The sequence below is a fragment of the Corynebacterium sp. MSK122 genome (assembly GCF_030229435.2).
Taxonomy (GTDB): Bacteria; Actinomycetota; Actinomycetes; order Mycobacteriales; family Mycobacteriaceae; genus Corynebacterium; species Corynebacterium marquesiae.
The window spans coordinates 79851-97696 of record NZ_JASPHV020000009.1 but is presented as its reverse complement, the minus strand read 5'-3'; the positions used below and the strand labels follow the sequence as shown (position 1 = coordinate 97696).

The 17846-nt window shown below is 61.3% G+C and carries 15 protein-coding genes; 8 read left to right on the top strand and 7 right to left on the bottom strand.

The annotated features are described in order from the left end of the window. From QP934_RS05680 to purT, 3 genes are all read left to right on the top strand, one after another. On the top strand, positions 1-694 hold a 694-nt coding region (locus QP934_RS05680; protein ID WP_419127025.1), incomplete at its 5' end, for a VaFE repeat-containing surface-anchored protein. 155 nt (positions 695-849) lie between these two features. Continuing rightward, on the top strand, positions 850-1683 hold the full coding sequence (locus QP934_RS05675) for a class F sortase (RefSeq protein WP_419127024.1): 834 nt from the start codon (positions 850-852) through the stop codon (positions 1681-1683). Positions 1684-1834: 151 nt separating this feature from the next. Beyond that, positions 1835-3187, top strand: a complete 1353-nt coding sequence (gene purT, locus QP934_RS05670; protein ID WP_419127023.1) for a formate-dependent phosphoribosylglycinamide formyltransferase — start codon at positions 1835-1837, stop codon at positions 3185-3187. Here purT and QP934_RS05665 read toward each other — a convergent pair. Then, positions 3184-3690, bottom strand: coding sequence for a GNAT family N-acetyltransferase (locus QP934_RS05665; protein WP_337887900.1), 507 nt, complete (start codon positions 3688-3690; stop codon positions 3184-3186). The genes purT and QP934_RS05665 overlap by 4 nt on opposite strands. Before the next feature lie 3 nt (positions 3691-3693). Beyond that, entirely contained in the window at positions 3694-5055 is a 1362-nt protein-coding gene (locus QP934_RS05660) for an FAD-dependent oxidoreductase (RefSeq protein ID WP_419127022.1), read from the bottom strand. Between the two features lie 228 nt (positions 5056-5283). Between QP934_RS05660 and pta the strand changes: the two genes are divergently transcribed. Together pta and QP934_RS05650 are read left to right on the top strand one after the other, a co-directional pair. Further along, on the top strand, positions 5284-6645 hold the full coding sequence (gene pta / locus QP934_RS05655; protein WP_419127021.1) for a phosphate acetyltransferase: 1362 nt from the start codon (positions 5284-5286) through the stop codon (positions 6643-6645). Further along, positions 6646-7869 carry an acetate kinase gene (locus QP934_RS05650; protein WP_337888545.1) on the top strand — a complete coding sequence of 408 codons (1224 nt, stop codon included), beginning with the start codon at positions 6646-6648 and terminating at the stop codon, positions 7867-7869. It abuts the gene before it with no gap. A gap of 119 nt (positions 7870-7988) precedes the next feature. Here the strand turns inward: QP934_RS05650 and QP934_RS05645 are convergent, their stop codons facing one another. Genes QP934_RS05645 through QP934_RS05635 form a run of 3 tightly spaced genes read right to left on the bottom strand, consistent with a single transcriptional unit; the run spans position 7989 to position 13017 of the window. After that, positions 7989-10562 carry a tetratricopeptide repeat protein gene (locus tag QP934_RS05645; protein ID WP_419127020.1) on the bottom strand — a complete coding sequence of 858 codons (2574 nt, stop codon included), beginning with the start codon at positions 10560-10562 and terminating at the stop codon, positions 7989-7991. Next, the gene (locus QP934_RS05640; protein WP_340419778.1) at positions 10559-11572 is read right to left on the bottom strand and encodes a glutamate ABC transporter substrate-binding protein; all 1014 of its coding nucleotides are present in this window, start codon (positions 11570-11572) and stop codon (positions 10559-10561) included. The genes QP934_RS05645 and QP934_RS05640 overlap by 4 nt, the downstream gene beginning before the upstream one ends. Next, positions 11572-13017: a hypothetical protein gene (locus tag QP934_RS05635; protein ID WP_419127019.1), complete on the bottom strand. Its 1446-nt coding sequence runs from the start codon at positions 13015-13017 to the stop codon at positions 11572-11574. The genes QP934_RS05640 and QP934_RS05635 overlap by 1 nt, the downstream gene beginning before the upstream one ends. 70 nt (positions 13018-13087) lie before the next feature. Here QP934_RS05635 and QP934_RS05630 point away from each other — a divergent pair, with 70 nt between their 5' ends. Genes QP934_RS05630 through QP934_RS05620 form a run of 3 tightly spaced genes read left to right on the top strand, consistent with a single transcriptional unit; the run spans position 13088 to position 15381 of the window. Then, positions 13088-13582: an NUDIX domain-containing protein gene (locus QP934_RS05630; protein WP_049377936.1), complete on the top strand. Its 495-nt coding sequence runs from the start codon at positions 13088-13090 to the stop codon at positions 13580-13582. A gap of 29 nt (positions 13583-13611) precedes the next feature. Beyond that, on the top strand, positions 13612-14595 hold the full coding sequence (locus QP934_RS05625; protein ID WP_419127018.1) for an ABC transporter ATP-binding protein: 984 nt from the start codon (positions 13612-13614) through the stop codon (positions 14593-14595). A 6-nt stretch (positions 14596-14601) separates the two neighbouring features. Continuing rightward, the gene (locus tag QP934_RS05620; protein ID WP_419127017.1) at positions 14602-15381 is read left to right on the top strand and encodes an ABC transporter permease subunit; all 780 of its coding nucleotides are present in this window, start codon (positions 14602-14604) and stop codon (positions 15379-15381) included. A gap of 114 nt (positions 15382-15495) precedes the next feature. Here the strand turns inward: QP934_RS05620 and cls are convergent, their stop codons facing one another. Continuing rightward, positions 15496-16959, bottom strand: a complete 1464-nt coding sequence (gene cls / locus QP934_RS05615; RefSeq protein ID WP_419127016.1) for a cardiolipin synthase — start codon at positions 16957-16959, stop codon at positions 15496-15498. Next, a complete protein-coding gene (locus QP934_RS05610) occupies positions 16960-17769 on the bottom strand; it encodes an exodeoxyribonuclease III (RefSeq protein ID WP_337888551.1) in 810 nt (269 codons plus the stop codon). Between the last annotated feature and the right edge of the window lie 77 nt (positions 17770-17846).

Here is a 17846-nt window from a genome sequence, read left to right as displayed (position 1 = left end):
AAGAGACAGTAAGGAGACCACTGAGCCTTCGGAGCCGGGTAAGGAGACCACTCCTGCTAAGCCTTCCGAGCCTAGCGAGCCAACGACTGAGGAGCACAGGCCAGGTGAGCCGTGGGTTACCACGAATGCTGACTTTGCCAAGGGTTCCCATGAGGTTATTGCTGGTGCCAAGGTCATCGATGAGGTGACGTATGGTGGCCTAGTTCCGGGTAAGGAATACACCCTGAAGGCCGAGCTGATTTCCAAGGAGGATGGCAAGACCGTTCTGGGCGAGGGCGAAGCTACCTTCACTCCGAAGAAGTCCAAGGGTATGGAGCCTGTCACCATCACCGTGAACGATGATGTGACCGAGCCTGTCCAGGCTGCGGTGGCCTTTGAGGAGCTCACCTCCACCGAGGTCAATGACAAGGGTGAGGACACCCCGGGTACTACTCCGGAGAAACCGAACCACATTGCTGAGCACAAGGACATCAACGATGCGGATCAGACCGTGACATCCCAGGAGATCAAGGGCCAGGATGCTCCTAAGGACGGCAAGTCTGACAATGGACATGGCCGCGGCGTCGAGACCCAGGGTCAGAAGCCTGAAGAGATTGGTAACGCACTGCCATCCAACGCCGAACGCGTTGAGATTAAGTCCGTACCGTCCGGCGCAACCGAGCTTGAGCCGGGTATGCAGGATTACATCAAGTAATCCCTGAGCATCGGTGAGGCGGCCCACGGGCCGCCCCGCCGGGGCTGAGACTTAAACACCAAAAATCCCCTCCAGGGTGTGACTGCACACGCTGGAGGGGATTTGCATATAACCTGCACAAGGTAGACAAAACGAGGAAGTAGAGGAAGCTAGCTATGGGAGAGCACACTGAACCACAGCAGCCGGAAGACAATGGAATGTCGCAGTATCCGGCGAGTGGGGAAGAAGGGGGCGTCGGCAAGCGGGGCATGGGCCGTGGCAAGCTGATCGCTATTATCGCGGCCATCATTGTGGTGGCATTGGTCTTGTTGCAGGTAGTGCTGTATCTGGCGCGCGATGATGAGGATGGGGCTGGCTCGGCGCCGGAGACGGTGGCCAGCGAGAGTGCCCCTGAGGAATCTGGGCCGAAGTCCGATGCCTTTGTGGATGATTCGGGCCAGCAGGAGCACGAGTATGATGCCGCGCCTGGTGAATTCAAGGGCTTTGAGGGCATGTCCGTGGGCATCGATGGCGAGTATGCGGCCGTGGACCCCATACAGGTCACGGACCAGGGCGTGCTGCTTCCGCCACACGACGTCACCCGCGTGGGCTGGTACTCCGCCTCCGCTGTGCCGGGTGAACCGGGCAATGTGGGCTCGAGTGTGATTACCGGCCACATTAACTACCAGGGCCAGGGCACCGGTTATGCGGAGAAGTTCACCAAGCTGAAGAAGGACCAGGAATTCACCGTGGTCATTGACGGCCAGGAGCGTACCTTCCGCGTGACTGAAGCGCCGTACCGCCTGCCTAAGGGCTCCGGATTCCCGGACGTGGTTAATGATAAGGAGGGCGAGAACCGCCTGGTTCTCATTACCTGTGGCGGCCAGTTTGTTGGTGGCGCGCTGGGTTATGAGGACAACATCATTACCGTGGCGGAGCCGGTAGGCGAGCCAGAGCAGCCCGCTGAGCAGCCGGCAGGGGAGGCTCCGGCTGAGGCTCCTGCAGCCTAGGCGGAAATGTTTCAGGTGCCCTGTGGAATTGCCCACAGGGCACCTTTGCTTATCCGTGGCACCTGGCATGTGGGTAGTGGGGTTGGAGCCTAAATATGAAATAATCTAAGCCAGTAACCGCCGCTGCCTGCGGCTTAGAAGGAGCATTTTCATGGATAATCCAGGCGAGATCGCCGGTCATATTGGCACGCCGCTGACCAGCAATGCCACCAAGGTATTGCTGCTGGGCTCGGGCGAGCTGGGCAAGCAGCTGGCCATGTCCTTCCAGAACCTGGGCCTTGAGGTCCACGCTGTGGACTCATATGCGGGCGCGCCGGCGCACCAGGTGGCGCAGTTTAGCTACGTCGCCGATATTAAGGACACCGGCCGCATCCTGCAGCTAGCGCAGGAGATTCGGCCGCACTTTGTGGTCCCAGAGGTAGAAACCGTTGCGGTAGAAGCTTTGGAAGAGATGGAAGCGCATAGCGATGCCATCGTGGTGCCTTCCGCTCGCGCCTGCGCCATGACGCAGGACCGCCAGTGCGTGCGCGAGGTGGCGGAGAATATTGGGCTGCCGGTTTCCGCGTATCGCTTTGCCAGCTCCGTGGAGGAGCTGGAAGAAGCAGTCGGGGAGCTGGGCTTTCCGTGCATCATTAAGCCGGATGTGTCTACCTCCGGCAAGGGCCACATGATCGCGCGCGAAGAGGATGATGTGCGAGTGGCCTGGGAGACCGTGCGGCGCGTGTCCTCGGACTCGCAGCGCGTAGTGGCCGAGCGTTTCGTAGATTTTGACTTGGAAGTCACCCTATTGGCCATCCGGTCCATCGACCCGGCCACGGGCAAGCTGGCCACGTGGTTTAGCGAGCCTATCGGTCACCGCCATGAGCGCGGTGACCTCGTGGAAGAGTGGCAGCCTACTGGCATGAGCGAGATCGCGCTGGAAAACGCACGCTCGGTGGCCGCGCGCATCTCCAATGAGCTGGGCGGGCGCGGCGTGTACTGCGTGGAGCTTTTCGTTGCGGGTGATGACGTGTACTTTTCCTCCGTGTCCCCCCGCCCCGCGGATACGGCGATGCTTACCGCCTACACACAGCGCTTTTCCGAGTTTGACCTGCACGCGCGCGCGATTTTGGGCTACCCCATTGACGCCACCCTGGTTACCCCGGGCGCTAGCGTCGTCATCCACGCGGACGAGGAGTTGGGAGAGGTTGCCTATACCGGCATCGCCTCAGCCCTCAGCTATGCGGAGACGGACGTCAAGCTCTTTGGCAAGCCCGGGGCTTACAAGGGCCGTCGCATGGGCTTGGTGTCTGCCACCGCGGAAAGCGCGGAGGAGGCGCGCGACCGGGCAGCACTAGCGGCGCACAAGATCGAGGTGACCTCCACGCCGGGCTTGCTGGCGCAAGGCGGCGCCCGCGGCATCGATCCAGAAACCGAGGATGTTCCCGATATTGAGGTCGTGGAATACGAGGGCGGCGTGGAGCTCGACCCGAAGCTCGCCTCCGGGGTGGACGACGCCGACTAAGAAGCGGGGCGCAGCATCGGCTGGTGGGGGACTCCCTCGTCATCGAATGGCTCTCCAGTCGGCGTGAAGCCGAAGGAAGCGTAATAGTCCACTAGTCCGGCCTGTGCCTCCAGATAGAGCGGCTGGCCTGGGCGCATGCGCTCGCCAAGGTCTATGGCCGCCTGGAGTAGCTCGCGGCCGAGTCCCGTGCCGCGTGCGGCCGGCGCGAGCGCGAAGCGGCCGATTTGTGCGCCGGTGGTCGGGGCGTTGGTAGGCGTGGCGTCGGCAAGCGCGGCGTCGTCGGCAGGCGCAGCCGGAAAGACGCGGGCCGTGCCGAGCAGCTCGTGGGAGTCCGTATCCCAGGCCAGCAGGTGCACGGTCTGGGGGTCGGCGTCGGTGGCGTCAATCTCGGCGTACGGGCTGCGCTGCTCGTGGACAAAGACGTCTACCCGCAGCTTGTAGAGCTGGTGGACGTCCAAGGCTGCCAGTTGGCCCAAGGGCGCGGCGGAAATGAAATGCGGCATGGGCTAGGCCTGTGGACCGGCGTGCTTGACCATCTCGTCCCACTCGACGATCTTGATGCGCTCGCGGCCGTGCGGTTCACCGGCGGCGCGCTCAGCGGCATCCAGGCGGTGCCAGCCTTCCCAGGTGGTCACGGCGATATCGCGGGAGGCCAGGAAGTCTAGGATGTCCTGCGGGTCGCGCTTGGTGGCAGGCTCCAAGTCGCCGGCCTTGTAATCGGCGATGAGCATGGTGGTGGTGTCCTTGGCATCGGACTTGGTATTGCCAATCAGGCCCACCGGGCCGCGCTTAATCCAGCCGGTGGTGTAGAGACCGGGGAGCTTTTCGCCGTCGACATTGGCCAGCACATGGCCGCCGTCGTTGGGCATGGTGGCCTTGGTCTCGTCGAAAGGCACGCCGTCGACGGATTGAGGGTAGTAGCCCACGGCGCGGTAGACGGCTTGGACCGGCCACTCGGTGTACTTGCCGGTACCGGTTACGGTGCCATCACCGTTGAGCTCAGTGCGCTCGGTCTTGATGGCGGTGACGTGGCCGTCCTCACCCAGCACCTCTACCGGGGACTCAAAGAAGTGGATGTAGAGCTTGTGCGGGGCATCGCCCGGCTCGCGCATGGCGTAGGACTCGAGTGTCTGGCACACCAGGTCGGTGGATTTGGCGGCGCGGCGTGCCTCCTCAGAGGCGGCGTCATACTCGATGTCCTCGGGGTTGACAATGACCTCGATGGTCGGGGACTCGTCTAGCTCCTTGAGCTCCTTCGGCGTGTACTTGGCCTGTGCCGGGCCGCGGCGGCCGAAGACGTGGACCTCCTTGGCGCGGTTTTTCTTGAGTGCTGCGTAGACGTTATTTGGGATCTCGGTAACAAGTAGCTCGTCGGCGGTCTTGGCTAGGATACGGGAGACGTCGAGGGAGACATTGCCCACACCGACGACGGCGACGGACTCTGCAGAGAGATCCCAGTCGCGCTCAAAGTTGGGGTTGCCGTCATAAAAGCCCACGAATTCGCCGGCGCCATGGTTGCCCTTGAGATCCTCGCCCGGGATGCCCATGCGCTTATCGGCGGTAGCACCGGTGGCGAAGATGATGGCGTCGTAATATTCGCGCATCTCCTCGACAGTGATGTCCTTGCCCACCTCAATATTGCCCAGGAAGCGGATCTCTTCCTTTTCCATAACGTTGTGCAGGGACTGCACGATGCCCTTAATACGCGGGTGATCCGGTGCCACGCCGTAGCGGATCAAACCGAACGGCGTCGGCATCTTTTCAAAAAGATCGATCTGCACATCGAGGTCGGATTTCACTAGAAGGTCAGAGGCGTAAATGCCTGCCGGGCCGGAGCCGACCACGGCGACGCGCGCTGGGTTAGTCATGTGCTTAGGGTGTCCTTTCTTTCGTTGTGCTGCATATTCTACGCGGTCACTATGCGATAAAAACCACAGCATTACTAACCCCAGTTTAGGGCGGTCACGATGGGGCATAGGAGGGGGTAAATCGCGTACAGTGGAATAGTCACCGCGTGTTAATAACTGTGATGGCTGACATGAAGTTATGACACGCGTTAATTGTGTTCAAGTGACCGTGACTGAAAGGTAAATTGCATGTCTGCATCTCATTCCGCAGTTATTAGCGCTATCGGCCGTGGCTTCGATGGCCTCGATGTGCCCGCCTTGGCTAAAGACCTAGGCGCGGAGCTCATCCGCCTCGAAGACTTCGATGCCACCGTCGCCGCCGTACTTGCTGAGGCTCCCGCCGCTGAGAACATCGTGGCGCAGGGCACCGGCGATATCGCCTTCGATGCCGAAGTAGCTGCCGCCCTTGGCCTGCCGCTGGCCATCATTTCCGGCGCCCCGCAGCGCACCGGCGAGCTGGCACAGCACAATGCGGAATCCTTGGGGGCCACCGTTGCTGGCATCTTCACCGATCTCGAAGCAGTTCCGGGCGCACTTGCTGCGCTTGGCGACGTCTCCCCGGTCATGTCCGCAGACCTCTTCCAGAAGCAGCTTATTGACCAGGCCCGCGCCGTCGGTTCGCACATCGTTCTGCCAGAGGGTGACGATGACCGCATCCTCGAGGCCGCACACGTGGTGCTGCGCGATAAGGTTGCCAAGCTGACCATCCTGGGCAACGAGGCCGATATCAAGGCCCGCGCCGAGGAGCTCAAGCTCGACCTGGCTGGTGCCGAGATCATCAACCACCTCGAGTCCCCGCTGGCAGAGGAGTTCGCCGCCGACTTTGCGGAGCTGCGCAAGAAGAAGGGGGTCACCCTCGAGCAGGCTCGCGAAACGATGAAGGACATCTCCTACTTCGCCACCATGATGGTGCACAAGGGCTTGGCCGATGGCATGGTCTCCGGTGCTGCTCACACCACTGCCCACACCATCAAGCCTTCCTTCCAGATCATCAAGACCAAGCCGAACGCTTCCGTGGTCTCCTCCATCTTCCTGATGGTCATGCGCGGCCGCCTGTGGGCCTTCGGTGACTGCGCCGTCAACCCGAACCCCACCGCCGAGCAGCTGGGCGAGATCGCCATCGTTTCCGCACAGACTTCCTCCCAGTTTGGCATCGACCCGCGCGTGGCCATGCTGTCCTACTCCTCCGGCACCTCCGGCTCCGGCCCGGACGTTGAGCGTGTCGTGGCCGCCGTGGAGGCCGCCAAGCAGCTGGATTCCTCCGTCAAGGTGGATGGCCCGCTGCAGTTCGACGCCGCCTGCGACCCAGGCGTTGCGGCTAAGAAGATGCCGAATTCTGAAGTGGCCGGCAAGGCAAACGTCTTCGTCTTCCCGGATTTGGAGGCCGGCAATATCGGTTACAAGACGGCACAGCGCACCGGCGGCGCACTCGCCGTGGGCCCGATCCTGCAGGGCCTGAACAAGCCGGTAAACGATCTGTCGCGTGGCGCGACCGTTCCGGACATCATCAACACCGTTGCAATCACCGCTATTCAGGCTGGAGAGAAATAAATGTCATACGTTCTGGTCCTTAACTCAGGTTCTTCCTCCGTTAAATTCCAGCTGGTCGATCCCGAATCCAGCGCCACGGATACCCCGCTGGTTTCTGGTCTGGTCGAGCAGGTTGGCGAGCCCCTCGGCGCCGTCACCGTCAAGACCGGTGGTGAGAAGTACAAGGAAGAGCTGGAAATCCCTACTCACTCCTTCGGCCTCGAGCGCGCTTTTGCCATCATGAGCGAGCACAACGTTGGCCCGACCGACGTGGATGTTATCGCCGTTGGTCACCGTGTTGTTCACGGCGGCCGCCTCTTCTCCGAGCCGCAGCTCATCGTGGACCAGATTGAGTCCATGATTGAAGACCTCATCCCGCTGGCTCCGCTGCACAACCCGGCCAACCTGGACGGCATCCGCGTGGCCCGCAAGATGCTGCCGGATATTCCGCACGTTGCCGTCTTCGATACCGCGTTCTTCAATACCCTGCCGCCGGCAGCTGCGCTATATGCCATCAACAATGAGGTGGCATCCAAGTACGATATCCGCCGCTACGGCTTCCACGGCACCTCTCACGAGTTCGTCTCCCAGCAGGTACCGGCCCTCTTGGGCCGCGACCCGATGCACACCCACCAGATCACCCTCCACCTGGGCAATGGTGCTTCCGCTGCGGCTATCCGCAATGGCCGCGCCATCGATACCTCGATGGGCCTGACCCCGTTGGCCGGTCTGGCTATGGGTACCCGTTCCGGTGATATTGACCCGGGCATCATCTTCCACCTCGTTCGCCAGGCGGGTATGAGCGTGGACGAGATTGACACCCTGCTCAATAAGCAGTCCGGTGTCAAGGGCATCTCCGGTGTCAATGACTTCCGTACGCTGCGCGAGCGCATTGACAACGAAGACCAGGACGCTTGGCTGGCCTACAATATCTACATTCACCAGCTGCGCCGCTTCATCGGTTCCTACATGATTTCCCTGGGCCGCGTTGACGCCATCACCTTTACCGCCGGTGTGGGCGAGAACGATACCGAGGTGCGTCAGGACTCCCTGTACAACCTGGATATGTACGGCATCCACTTTGATAAGGAGCGCAACCTGGTCCGTTCCGACCAGCCGCGCATGATCTCCACCGAGGATTCCCCGGTCAAGGTCTTCGTCGTTCCGACCAACGAGGAGCTGGCTATCGCTCAGAAGTCCGCCGAAATCGCCGCAATGGCGCGTGAGGCTGGCCTCTACAAGTAAGACAGTCCCTCCGTCCGGCGGCAGTGACCGGACTTTGGACAAATGGGCGTGTGGTGTAGAAGACTGCGCGCCCCTTTTCTAGTTTTCTGCACCCTGTTGGCTGGTAGCAGGAAGGCAGACTAAAAAGTGGTGACGGGGCGGACCTGGTTGGCTAGGTCAACGAGTGCGTAGCGGTGGCGGCTAAACGGGGCTTGGCGGGCGAGGGCGCGGAGTGTCTCCGAGAGACCAGTGCGCAGACCACGCTGGGTAAAGGCGTATTCGAAGAGGTCGTTGGGGGAGGCGGCGCGCGAGAGATCAGCATTGCGCAGGAAATTCAGGCCGGCGGAGATGACGGCAATCTTGATCTGGAGGAAGCGCGGCTCGTTGGTGGGGACCTCTTCGAGGCGTCGGGCGGCGCGGCGGATGCGGGACTCGGAGAGATCGTGGACGATGAGCTGGAGGATCGTCGTCAAGCGGGCCATGCGATAGTGGCGCGAGGCATTGGGGACCTTGTCAAGGACCACGACGGCTACCTCCACCTGGCCCTCGGAGCGCAGCTGGCGGGCGAGGCCAAAGGAAGAGGAGACGGTGGTGGGGTTGGTGGACCACACAATGCCGTAGAGGCGCATGGAGTTAAAGCGCAGTGCGGCCGGATCCTGGGTGACGTGGTTCCAGATTTCCGGCTGGCCCTCAAAGGCGGAGTTAGGGAGATCGGCCAGCGTGGAATGCATATTGGAGCAGGCCCGCGCCACGGTGGGGTCAATAAGCGAAGTATCGCTATAGTCCAGCTGCTGCAGGATGAGCTCGTTGATGGCGGCGATGGCGAGCTTGGGAGCCGCCTCGCCTGGCAGGAGATCGAGGACGGTGGAGAAGTACTTTTGAGCGTCACGGTAGTCGTCGTGAAGCAGCTCGGTAATGCCGGCGTACCACTGGAAACGCCAGTCGCGGCCGAGGCGGTCTTCGATGGAGCTAAGCCACTGGCGGGCCTGGCCGGTATAGCCAAGGTCGATCATGGAGCGCACCACGCCTAGCGGGATTTCGGCAGAGTGCTCGTACTCGGGGGTCTGCATGGCCTGGCGGAGGGTCTCCAGGGCCTCCTGTGGCTCCGCATAGGATGCACCCTGCAGCAGGCCGGCGCCTACATCGTCACGGTCCAGCAGCGGGGTAGGCAGGGCGGAGACGACCTCGGGAGCGGTGATTTGGACGGTGCGATCGATGCCGTCGATAAGCTGATCCGTGCGGAAGACCAGGTGCTTGGTGCCAAAGGTGGTACGTTGCGGAGAAAAGAGCGAGTGCTGGGATGGGTACTGCAGGCCGTCGCGGATGGCAATGACCTCGCGCAGCACGCCATAGAGCTGGGTGCGCAGCTCCTTGATGGAGGTAAAGCGACGCTTTGGATCCGGGTCCGTGGCGCGCTGTAGCAGGCGGTAGAGCGACAGAAAGCGGCGCAGCTCCGGCTCTTCGGTGGGGGTAGGGATGCCGGGCAGGTAGACGCCGTCCTCGGTGGGCAGCTTGAGGCAGAGCGAAGCCAGGGTGCGGCCGATGGTGTAGATATCGCTGGCGATGGAAGGGCCCTCGGTGGCCACTTCCGGGGCTTGGTAGCCCTTGGTGCCGTAGATATAGCCAAACGCGCCAATGCCGGAGACCGCGCCCAGGTCAATGAGCTTGACCTGGTCCTCGGTGACGATGATGTTATCCGGCTTTAGGTCGTTATAGACCACCCCGCGCGAATGCAGGTATTCCAGCGCGGGCAGGACTTCCAAGATATAAGCAATGGCGATATCGACCGGCAGGAGCTTATCCGGCTGCTTTTTGCGCCTGCTTCTTAGCGACGGCCCGCCGACATACTCCATGACAATAAAGCCGCCGGGCACCCGGGCGTCATCGATGAAGTTGAAAATCTTGACGATGCCAGGGTGGGTGATATCGGCAAGGAACTCGCGTTCTGCCACCGCAGCGGCGGTTTCATCGGCCGATTTTTGGGCCTGCATGCCTTTGAGGACCACCACTCTTCCGGAGACAAAGTGATCATTGGCCAGGTAAATCCAGCCCATGCCGCCGTGGGCGATAACGCCCAAGATTTCGTACTGTCCGGCCACCATGTCACCGGGCTGTAGCTGTGGTGGCGGAATCTTCTTGCCTGAGGATTCCTCGGTGGGGTCAATGAGCGCATCGGTCGGCTCGGCCGGGGTGATAAAGGGCAGGCGCACCATGCCATCGGCCACGCGGCGTTCGGTGCGGTGGGTGCCGCGGCGTTCGCGGAAGGTATCGAGCGCGCGGCGGCGCGAGCGCTGCGAGGAGTCCTCTTGGGATTTTTGGACGCGCTGCTGTTCGCGTTGGGCGCGGATATTATCCAGATCCGCCAGAAGGCTGGAGATGTGGTCTGGGTCGATGGAACCATCGCCGTCCTCGTCTTCGTCCGCGAAGGGATCGAAGGCAACCGCGGAAGTGCCGGCATCATCGCTGGGCTCATCCTCGGCGGCGAAGGGGTCGAAGGCCACGGCCGCAGTGCCCTCTTCGTCTTCGTCCGCAAAGGGGTCGAAAGCCACGGCGGCGGTGGTGGGGCCATCATCCAAGGGGGCATCGTCCAGTGCATCCGGCTCCTGCGCGGAGTTGGCGGCGGTGGTGGGCTGGCGGAAGGCGCGCTGGGTATCGAGGTTCTCGGGCTCGATGTACTCGAGCTCGTCGTCGCTGAAGTTTGGGTTATGGCTCATGGCTTAGCGTCCTCCTCGATGTACTTTCCAGCCGGCAGGGTGGGCTCTTCCAGGTAGGCGCCGAGCCACTCCTCAAAAAGGGAAAACCACGTGCCGTCGCGGCGGATGCGTTCGAGCGTGGAATTTATTTGGCGCAGCAGCGGGCGGGTGTCCTGCTGCTTGCTGGGGCGGCGCACGGCCACGCCGTAGTTCTCGGTCTCTAGCGGCTCGCCCACGATGGAGGTATAGGAGTCTTGGGCGGCCATGCCGGAGAGCAAGGCATCATCGACGACGATGCCATCGGCCTGGTTGAGTTGTAGGGCCATCAGGCAATCGCCCCAGGAACGGGTAACCAAGATATCGGACTTGGGGGCGTGCTCGCGGATAGTTTCCAGCGCGGTGGACGCGCCCACACCACATAGGGTCTTACCGGCGGCGTCCTTCACGGACTTCATGCCGGAATTGGTGAGCACCAGCATGCGGGTTTGGGTGCTCATATAGGGAATGGAAAAGGCCACGTCGCGCTCGCGTTCCGGGCTAATGGTCATGGTGCGCACAATCATGTCCACCGCGCCGGTATTGAGGGTATCGACGCGGTCGGAGGATTCCACGAAGCGGAAGTCCACCTTGTTGGGATCACCAAAGATATCGCGGGCAATCTCGCGGGCAATATCCACCTCGAAGCCGCGCACGTCACCGGTGGCGGCATCGCGGTAGCTCAGCAAGTTATTGGAACGGTCCACGCCCACGATGAGACGGCCGCGCTTGACGATGTCCGGCACCCGCTCCTTCGCCTTCTTATCATCCGGGCGGTAGCTGCCCCTGATTTCCTCATCAGAGGCACGGTGAGCTGCGGTAGATCCCGCCTTTTCAATTTCCGCTCCTTCCGGCAGCGGCGGGCCCGGCTTTGAATCGAGGGCGTGCTCGGCGGGCGCCTCGAGCGGCGGGGTGGAGCGAACATCGCACGAGGCTAGCGGCAGCGCGGCGCAGATGCAGGCAAGGGTAGCGAGGGCAAGGCGTGTGCGGCGCATTAGAGGTACTCCTGCAGTCGAGGACGGATGCCCAGCCACACGGCAATAATGGCGCACAAGGTCAGCAGGAACACGGCCGAGGACACCGCAGTCATGGCGGTCAGGCCGCGCTCCAAGTAGCTGCGCATGGCGATGCGCGCCTGACCGATGAGATCGGAGAGCTCCGCGTCGAGCTGGTCATAGGAACGCGCTGTGGTCATTTCGCCGTCCTTGGGCTCGGTGGCCGTAGCCTGGTAGATGGCCTCGTCATAGTCGCCGTCCTTGAGCGCACCCATGAGTTTGTCGTGGGTACCGCGCCACTGCTCGGCGGCCGCCCGGGCGCTGTGAATGAGTTCTGGGTCGGTGACCTCCACGTCCTCATCATTGAGCGCTTCCTCATAATCCTCGAGGGCCCTTTCGATGGAGTTGATGGAGCTGGAAAAGCGTACCATCGAATCCTCCTCGGAGGAGCGCAGCACCAGCGCCAGGGTCTCAGAGGTACGCGCCTGCTGCGCCTCAATTCGCGAGGCCGTGAGCGAATCCCACGGGCGCGAGGCCGTCTCAAAGCCCTGGTGGCCGGTGGACCAGGTGGCGAGGTTGGATAGTGCCACCCAGGAGATGGCCAAGAAAAGCAGCACGCTGGCAGTTAAGAAGCCGCGGTTAAAACGCCGGCGGGTCTGGCGCCACAGCCACCATTGGGCCACGGCGAGGAAGAAGAGCGCCGCCAAGAGGCCGGAGAGCGGCACCCACTGCGGGGAGGTGAGCTTTTGCTGTTGCTGGTTTACCTTGGCGGTGGTCAGCTGGAACAGCTCGGAGGCAGCCGGCAGGATACGCTCGCGCATCAGCGCCGAGGCATTGGACATATAAGAATTGGCCACCGCATTGCCCGCCCGGTGGTTGGCGCGGGCCTTTTCCACCATTGCGGTATAGACAGGGAGCTCGCGTTGGATAAAGGTCACCAGCTCGCGCACACGGCCGTCTTCCTGCGTGGTACCCAGCACGGATTCGGTGGCTGCCACCGAAGCGGCATCAATGGCTTCGTTATAGCTATCGCGGTTGTGCTCTGATTCCACACCGGCCTGCACGAAGCCGGTGGTGGCCACGGTATCGGCCACCGAAAGCGAACTATAAAGGTGGTGCGCCGCATTCGACATCGGCTCGGTGGTGCTTAGCAGCTCGTCCAAATCGGAGTGGCGGGCGGCGGAAGATTGGGACATCGATAAGCCGGCAGCGCCTAGGGCTACGGTGAGAATGAGCGTGACCGTAAAAAGCTTGCCTGGGGTAGTGGAGGCGAAGTAGTAAAAGCGGCGCAGCAGGCGCGCCGGGCCCGCGAACCATTCCATGGCGCGGCTACTGAGCCCGCTGAAGGCCGGGCCGGTGGGCGCGGTAACCTCATCGAGCCAGTGATCGCTCGGGTGAGCGCGCTCGTCGTGCACGCTTTCTGCCCGGACTGCCTGCTCGGTCATTCACTCAGAATAGCGCCCGCAGTGTGCTGGGCGCCACCATATACCCGCGTGTGTGGCTAGGATAGGCAGCATGCATAACCCTCACAGTGGAGACGGCTGGGCGGCAGGCCCCGGCGGCATTCGCGTCTGGGGAAAATTTGGTGCCGCCGGCCTGTTCCTCGTCGCCGGGCGCAAGGTGCTCCTCCAGCACCGCGCCGCGTGGACCAATCACGGCGATACCTGGGGGATTCCGGGTGGCGCCCGTGATTTTACGGAGACGCCTACCCAGGCCGCGCTGCGTGAAACCCATGAAGAATGCGCGATTGCGCCCCAAGATGTGGAGGTGCTCGATGCGCGAGTAACGGCCGGGCCCTATCCCGCGGCGGGGGATCTGCCGGGGGAGTGGACCTATACCACCGTCCTAGCACGCACGCGTACTGGCGCACCGCTTCCTACTACAGCTAATGAAGAGTCCTATGAGCTGCGCTGGGTGCCTTTTGAGGAGGTAGAAAGTCTCCCCCTTCTGGCCGCCTTCCGCCATGCCTTTCCCGCCCTGCGGGAGAGTGTGGAGGCATTGAACAGGTAAAGTTGCCGGATTTATGGCACGCTAGTGCCATGATCGAAGTAGAAGGACTGACTAAACAATATAAGTCTGTCCGCGCCGTTGATGATCTCACCTTTCAGGTAAAACCCGGCATGGTCACCGGGTTCCTGGGCCCCAATGGCGCGGGCAAATCCACCACCATGCGCATGATTTTGGGCTTGGACACGCCGACGGCCGGCAAGGCGCGCATCAACGGCAAGCACTACCACGAGCTCAAACAACCCCTGCGTGAGGTAGGCGCCTTGCTCGACGCTAAGGCGGTGCACCGCAATCGCAGCGCCGCCAACCACCTGAAATGGATTGCGCAGTCCAATGGCATTTCTACTTCCCGCGTTGATGAGGTCCTGGGGCTGGTAGGGCTTTCCGACGTCGCCGGTAAGAAGGTCGGTGGCTTCTCCCTCGGCATGGGCCAGCGCTTAGGCCTAGCCGGCGCGCTGCTCGGTGACCCGGGCATCCTCATTTTGGATGAGCCGGTCAACGGCCTCGATCCGGAGGGCATTCGCTGGGTCCGCCAGCTTGTGCGCGCCCTAGCCAATGAGGGCCGCACCATTTTGATTTCTTCCCACCTGCTTTCGGAGATGTCCCAAACCGCCGACCATCTCGTGGTCATTGGTAAGGGCCGTTTGGTAGCGGACCAGCCCACCTATGACTTTGTGAAGAACCACTCGCAGTCCTCCGTGCTGGTGCGCTCCGATCACCTCGATGCCTTTGGCTCTGCTCTGCGCGCCGAGGGAATCTCCTTTACCGAGTCCACCGACGAGGAAGGCCGCCCCCGTTTGGTGATTGCCAACCAGACCACGGATTTCGTAGGTCAGCTGGCCTACTCCACCGGTGTGCCGCTTAATGAGCTCAGCCTCAAGAGCGCCTCCCTCGAGGATGCTTTCATGGAGCTTACTGGCGACGCCGTCCAGTACCACGGCTCCACCGGCGCCCCCACCCCCGGAACCGCTGGCGCCGCCACTCCGTTCGCTCGACCCACCCAGCAGGAGGTTTAATTCGCCATGCTGAATACCTTGAAGTCCGAATGGACCAAGCTGCACACCACCCGCTCCTTCTGGTGGACCACCTTCATCTTTCTCTTCTTTGCCTGGGGTTGGGCCATCCTCAATGCTCGCTTGACTAAGCCGGCAGAAACCCCTGAAGAGGCAGCGATGGGCATGGGGATTATCACCTCGGATGGCGCGGTGTCCTTCCTATTGTTCCTCGGCCTGCCCGTGCTCATGATCCAAGCCATCATGATCGTGACCACCGAGTACCGCTATGGCACGCAGACCATCACGTTTATGGCTACCCCGCGCCGCTGGTCGGTGGCCTTGGTCAAGCTGCTCATGTACGCGGTTATTGCGGCCGCGCTGACCTTTATCGCCGTGGCGGGCGCCTACCTACTGACCGAGCTTTTTGCCCACGATGAGGTAGCCGCGGAATTCCACCCTTGGGACGATGAGATGGGCCAAAAGCAGCTGTGGAAGTACCCACTGGCTGCCGCGCTGCTCGTCCTCTTCTCGCAAGGCCTAGGCCTGCTGCTGCGCTCGACGGCTGGCTCCGTGGCCATTGGCCTCATCCTCTTCCTCGGCGTGGACAATCTCGTGGCCACCATCCCCAAGGTCGGCAGCAAGCTGGTCAACTACATGCCGTTTAAGTCTTTCCAGTCGTGGCTGCTGGAGATGGAACCGGTTGATGCTCCGTGGAAGGAAAATTGGGGATTCTGCCTGGTATTTATTGCCTGGGCCGTTATCCTGTGGGTCCTCGGTGTCCTCTTGCTGCAAAAGCGCGACGCCTAAATACCCACCCATATAACGCTTCACCGCTCCGGCCGGCAGTTCATTCGCTGCCCGCCGGGGCGGTTTCTTGTTGCCAGGCTGTCTTCGCTGCAGTCGTGATGGTTCGTGTTCGCTCTACTGCAGCGCGGAGGTAAGGCGCATGACATTATCCACGTAACGGCGGATAAAGCCGCGCTCATTCCACTCCTCCAAAGTTAGCTCGTGGCACACCGTGCGGTAATTGGCTACGAGCTGGTTGAATTGGTCAATGAGGTCGCCCTTGGCCACCAAAATGGTGGATTCATAGTTCAGGCCGAACGAGCGCGGGTCCATATTGGAGGAGCCGAACATGCACAACGGGTCGCGGCCGGGATCGTCCGGGTCGGTAATGATGAACTTGGAGTGCAGCACAAAGGGGTAGGGGAATTGGTAGATGTGTACGCCTGCCTCTAGCAGGGCTTGGTAGTAGGAGGACTGGGCGTGGTTGACCATAAACTGGTCCGCCTTTGCTGATACATAAAGTTCCACGTCCACGCCGCGGTAGCAGGCGGTGGTCACAGCCTCCAGTAGGGATTCATCCGGGACGAAGTAGGGCGAGCACAAAACTAGCCGGTCCTTAGCGTGGTGCACCAAGGAGTTGAACATGCGCAGGTTTGGCTCAGTGGTATAACCAGGGCCGGAGGGGATTATTTGGAGGTGGTTGGCGTCGGCAGTCTGGGCGTCATCATAAGGCAGCTCATCGAGCGGAAGATTCTCTTCTGCCTCGAGGTACCAATCCACGGCGAAGACTGCAGACATAGAAGTTACAATTGGCCCGGAGAGCTCCACCATGTAGTCAATCCAGTAGCGATCTTTGGTTTTGTACTGGCGCTTAATCATATTCAGCGAGCCGATAAATCCCACCTTGCCATCGATGATCACCAGCTTGCGGTGGTTGCGCAGGTCCGGACGCCGGAAACGGCCTTTGTGTATCTGAATAGGCAGCATGAGATGCCAGTCCACGCCTATCTCTGTTAGCTGCTTGCCCAGCTTGAAATAGCCCTTGTACTTAAAACTGCCGATCTGATCCAGCAGCAGCCGCACCTTTACGCCGCGGGCGGTAGCCCTGCGCAGCGACTCGAAGAATACGTCCGTGACCTCATCCCAGGACTGGATGTAGATCTCGATGGACACGTACTTCTCGGCGCGGTCAATGGCGGCTGCGATGGCGCGAATGGACTCGTCATAATCCGCGTGTAGACCAAGATTGTGGCCCACCAACGCCGGGAATCCGGTTAGCTCGCGGTTGAGCCGGATGACCGACTCTATTTCCGCCGAAAGGATGCCCTGCGGATGGTCCGGGGTGCGGGCCGTGACACTTTCAATCTTCTCATTGGCTTCTTGCTGGATGCGGTGGCGACGCCGGTTGATATACGGCGAGCCCATGAGCAAAAACAGCGGCAGGCCGATAAACGGCAGTACCAGAATTGCCAGCAGCCACGCGGTGGAGCTGGAAGGCCGGCGGCCCTCGGGCACGAAGCCGACGGCAACGATCTTGATCCCGTAATCCAGGATCAGGAATACGAGCTGCCAAAAACTGAGATCAAGCGACCAAGACATCTATTTCACGGAATCGAAATCGGGCAGATCGTAATCTGCGAGAAGCGGGCAGTGATCGGAAGTTTTATCGCCGGCACGCTCAACCAGGTCTACCTGTGCGCCGGTTACGTGTTGAGCAAGTGGGGCTGAAGCCAACTGGAAATCGATGCGCATGCCTTCGTTCTTTTGGAAGCGCATGCCCTTGTAATCGAAGTAGGTATAGCGCTGATCCTCTGTGAACCGGCGGGTAACTTCTTCGAGCCCGGCCTCTTCCAGCATTTGCAATGCGGCGCGTTCTGGCTCGGTGACATGCGTCTTGCCGCGGAAGGCCTCTATATCCCATACGTCTTCATCGCGCGGGGCAATATTGAAATCACCGGTCATGAGCAGTTTGGACTGCGCATGATTTTCCGCATAGTGCGCCAAGTGATAGAGAAAGTCCAGCTTGTAGTCATAGTGGCGGTCCGTGATCTCGCGGCCGTTGGGCACGTAGAGTGACCAGATTTCTACGCCACGGATGCGGGCCCCGAGTGCTCGGGCCTCACGGTCCTGCGGCTTTTCCGGATCCTTGGCAAAGCCCGGCTGGCCCGGAAAGCCTACAAAGACCTCCTCCGGCTCTTCCTTGGACACAATGGCCACGCCGTTCCACTGGTTGAGCCCGTGGCACGTGACGTGTAGGCCCGCGTCCTCGAAGGCCTCGCGTGGAAACTTATCGTCTTTCACCTTAGTTTCCTGCAAACACAAAACGTCGATGTCGTGCTTGGAGATAAGGTCCAGCGCCCGCTGTATGCGGGTGCGAACGGAGTTAATATTCCACGTGGCGATGCGCATGCCACATACAGTACCTGCCCGCTGCAGCGAGGTCAGCGGGCAGTCCCATAAGGCTCACCGCCCAGACCGGAAGTCCG

Bases quoted from the DNA above. Each gene is read 5' to 3' on its own strand.
- pta (WP_419127021.1), top strand. From the start codon at position 5,284: ATGTCTGCATCTCATTCCGCAGTTATTAGCGCTATCGGCCGTGGCTTC.
- QP934_RS05620 (WP_419127017.1), top strand. From the start codon at position 14,602: ATGCTGAATACCTTGAAGTCCGAATGGACCAAGCTGCACACCACCCGC.
- QP934_RS05640 (WP_340419778.1), bottom strand. From the start codon at position 11,572: ATGCGCCGCACACGCCTTGCCCTCGCTACCCTTGCCTGCATCTGCGCC.
- QP934_RS05635 (WP_419127019.1), bottom strand. From the start codon at position 13,017: ATGACCGAGCAGGCAGTCCGGGCAGAAAGCGTGCACGACGAGCGCGCT.
- QP934_RS05650 (WP_337888545.1), top strand. From the start codon at position 6,646: ATGTCATACGTTCTGGTCCTTAACTCAGGTTCTTCCTCCGTTAAATTC.
- cls (WP_419127016.1), bottom strand. From the start codon at position 16,959: ATGTCTTGGTCGCTTGATCTCAGTTTTTGGCAGCTCGTATTCCTGATC.
- QP934_RS05665 (WP_337887900.1), bottom strand. From the start codon at position 3,690: ATGCCGCATTTCATTTCCGCCGCGCCCTTGGGCCAACTGGCAGCCTTG.
- QP934_RS05645 (WP_419127020.1), bottom strand. From the start codon at position 10,562: ATGAGCCATAACCCAAACTTCAGCGACGACGAGCTCGAGTACATCGAG.
- QP934_RS05660 (WP_419127022.1), bottom strand. From the start codon at position 5,055: ATGACTAACCCAGCGCGCGTCGCCGTGGTCGGCTCCGGCCCGGCAGGC.
- QP934_RS05625 (WP_419127018.1), top strand. From the start codon at position 13,612: ATGATCGAAGTAGAAGGACTGACTAAACAATATAAGTCTGTCCGCGCC.
- QP934_RS05610 (WP_337888551.1), bottom strand. From the start codon at position 17,769: ATGCGCATCGCCACGTGGAATATTAACTCCGTTCGCACCCGCATACAG.
- QP934_RS05630 (WP_049377936.1), top strand. From the start codon at position 13,088: ATGCATAACCCTCACAGTGGAGACGGCTGGGCGGCAGGCCCCGGCGGC.
- purT (WP_419127023.1), top strand. From the start codon at position 1,835: ATGGATAATCCAGGCGAGATCGCCGGTCATATTGGCACGCCGCTGACC.
- QP934_RS05675 (WP_419127024.1), top strand. From the start codon at position 850: ATGGGAGAGCACACTGAACCACAGCAGCCGGAAGACAATGGAATGTCG.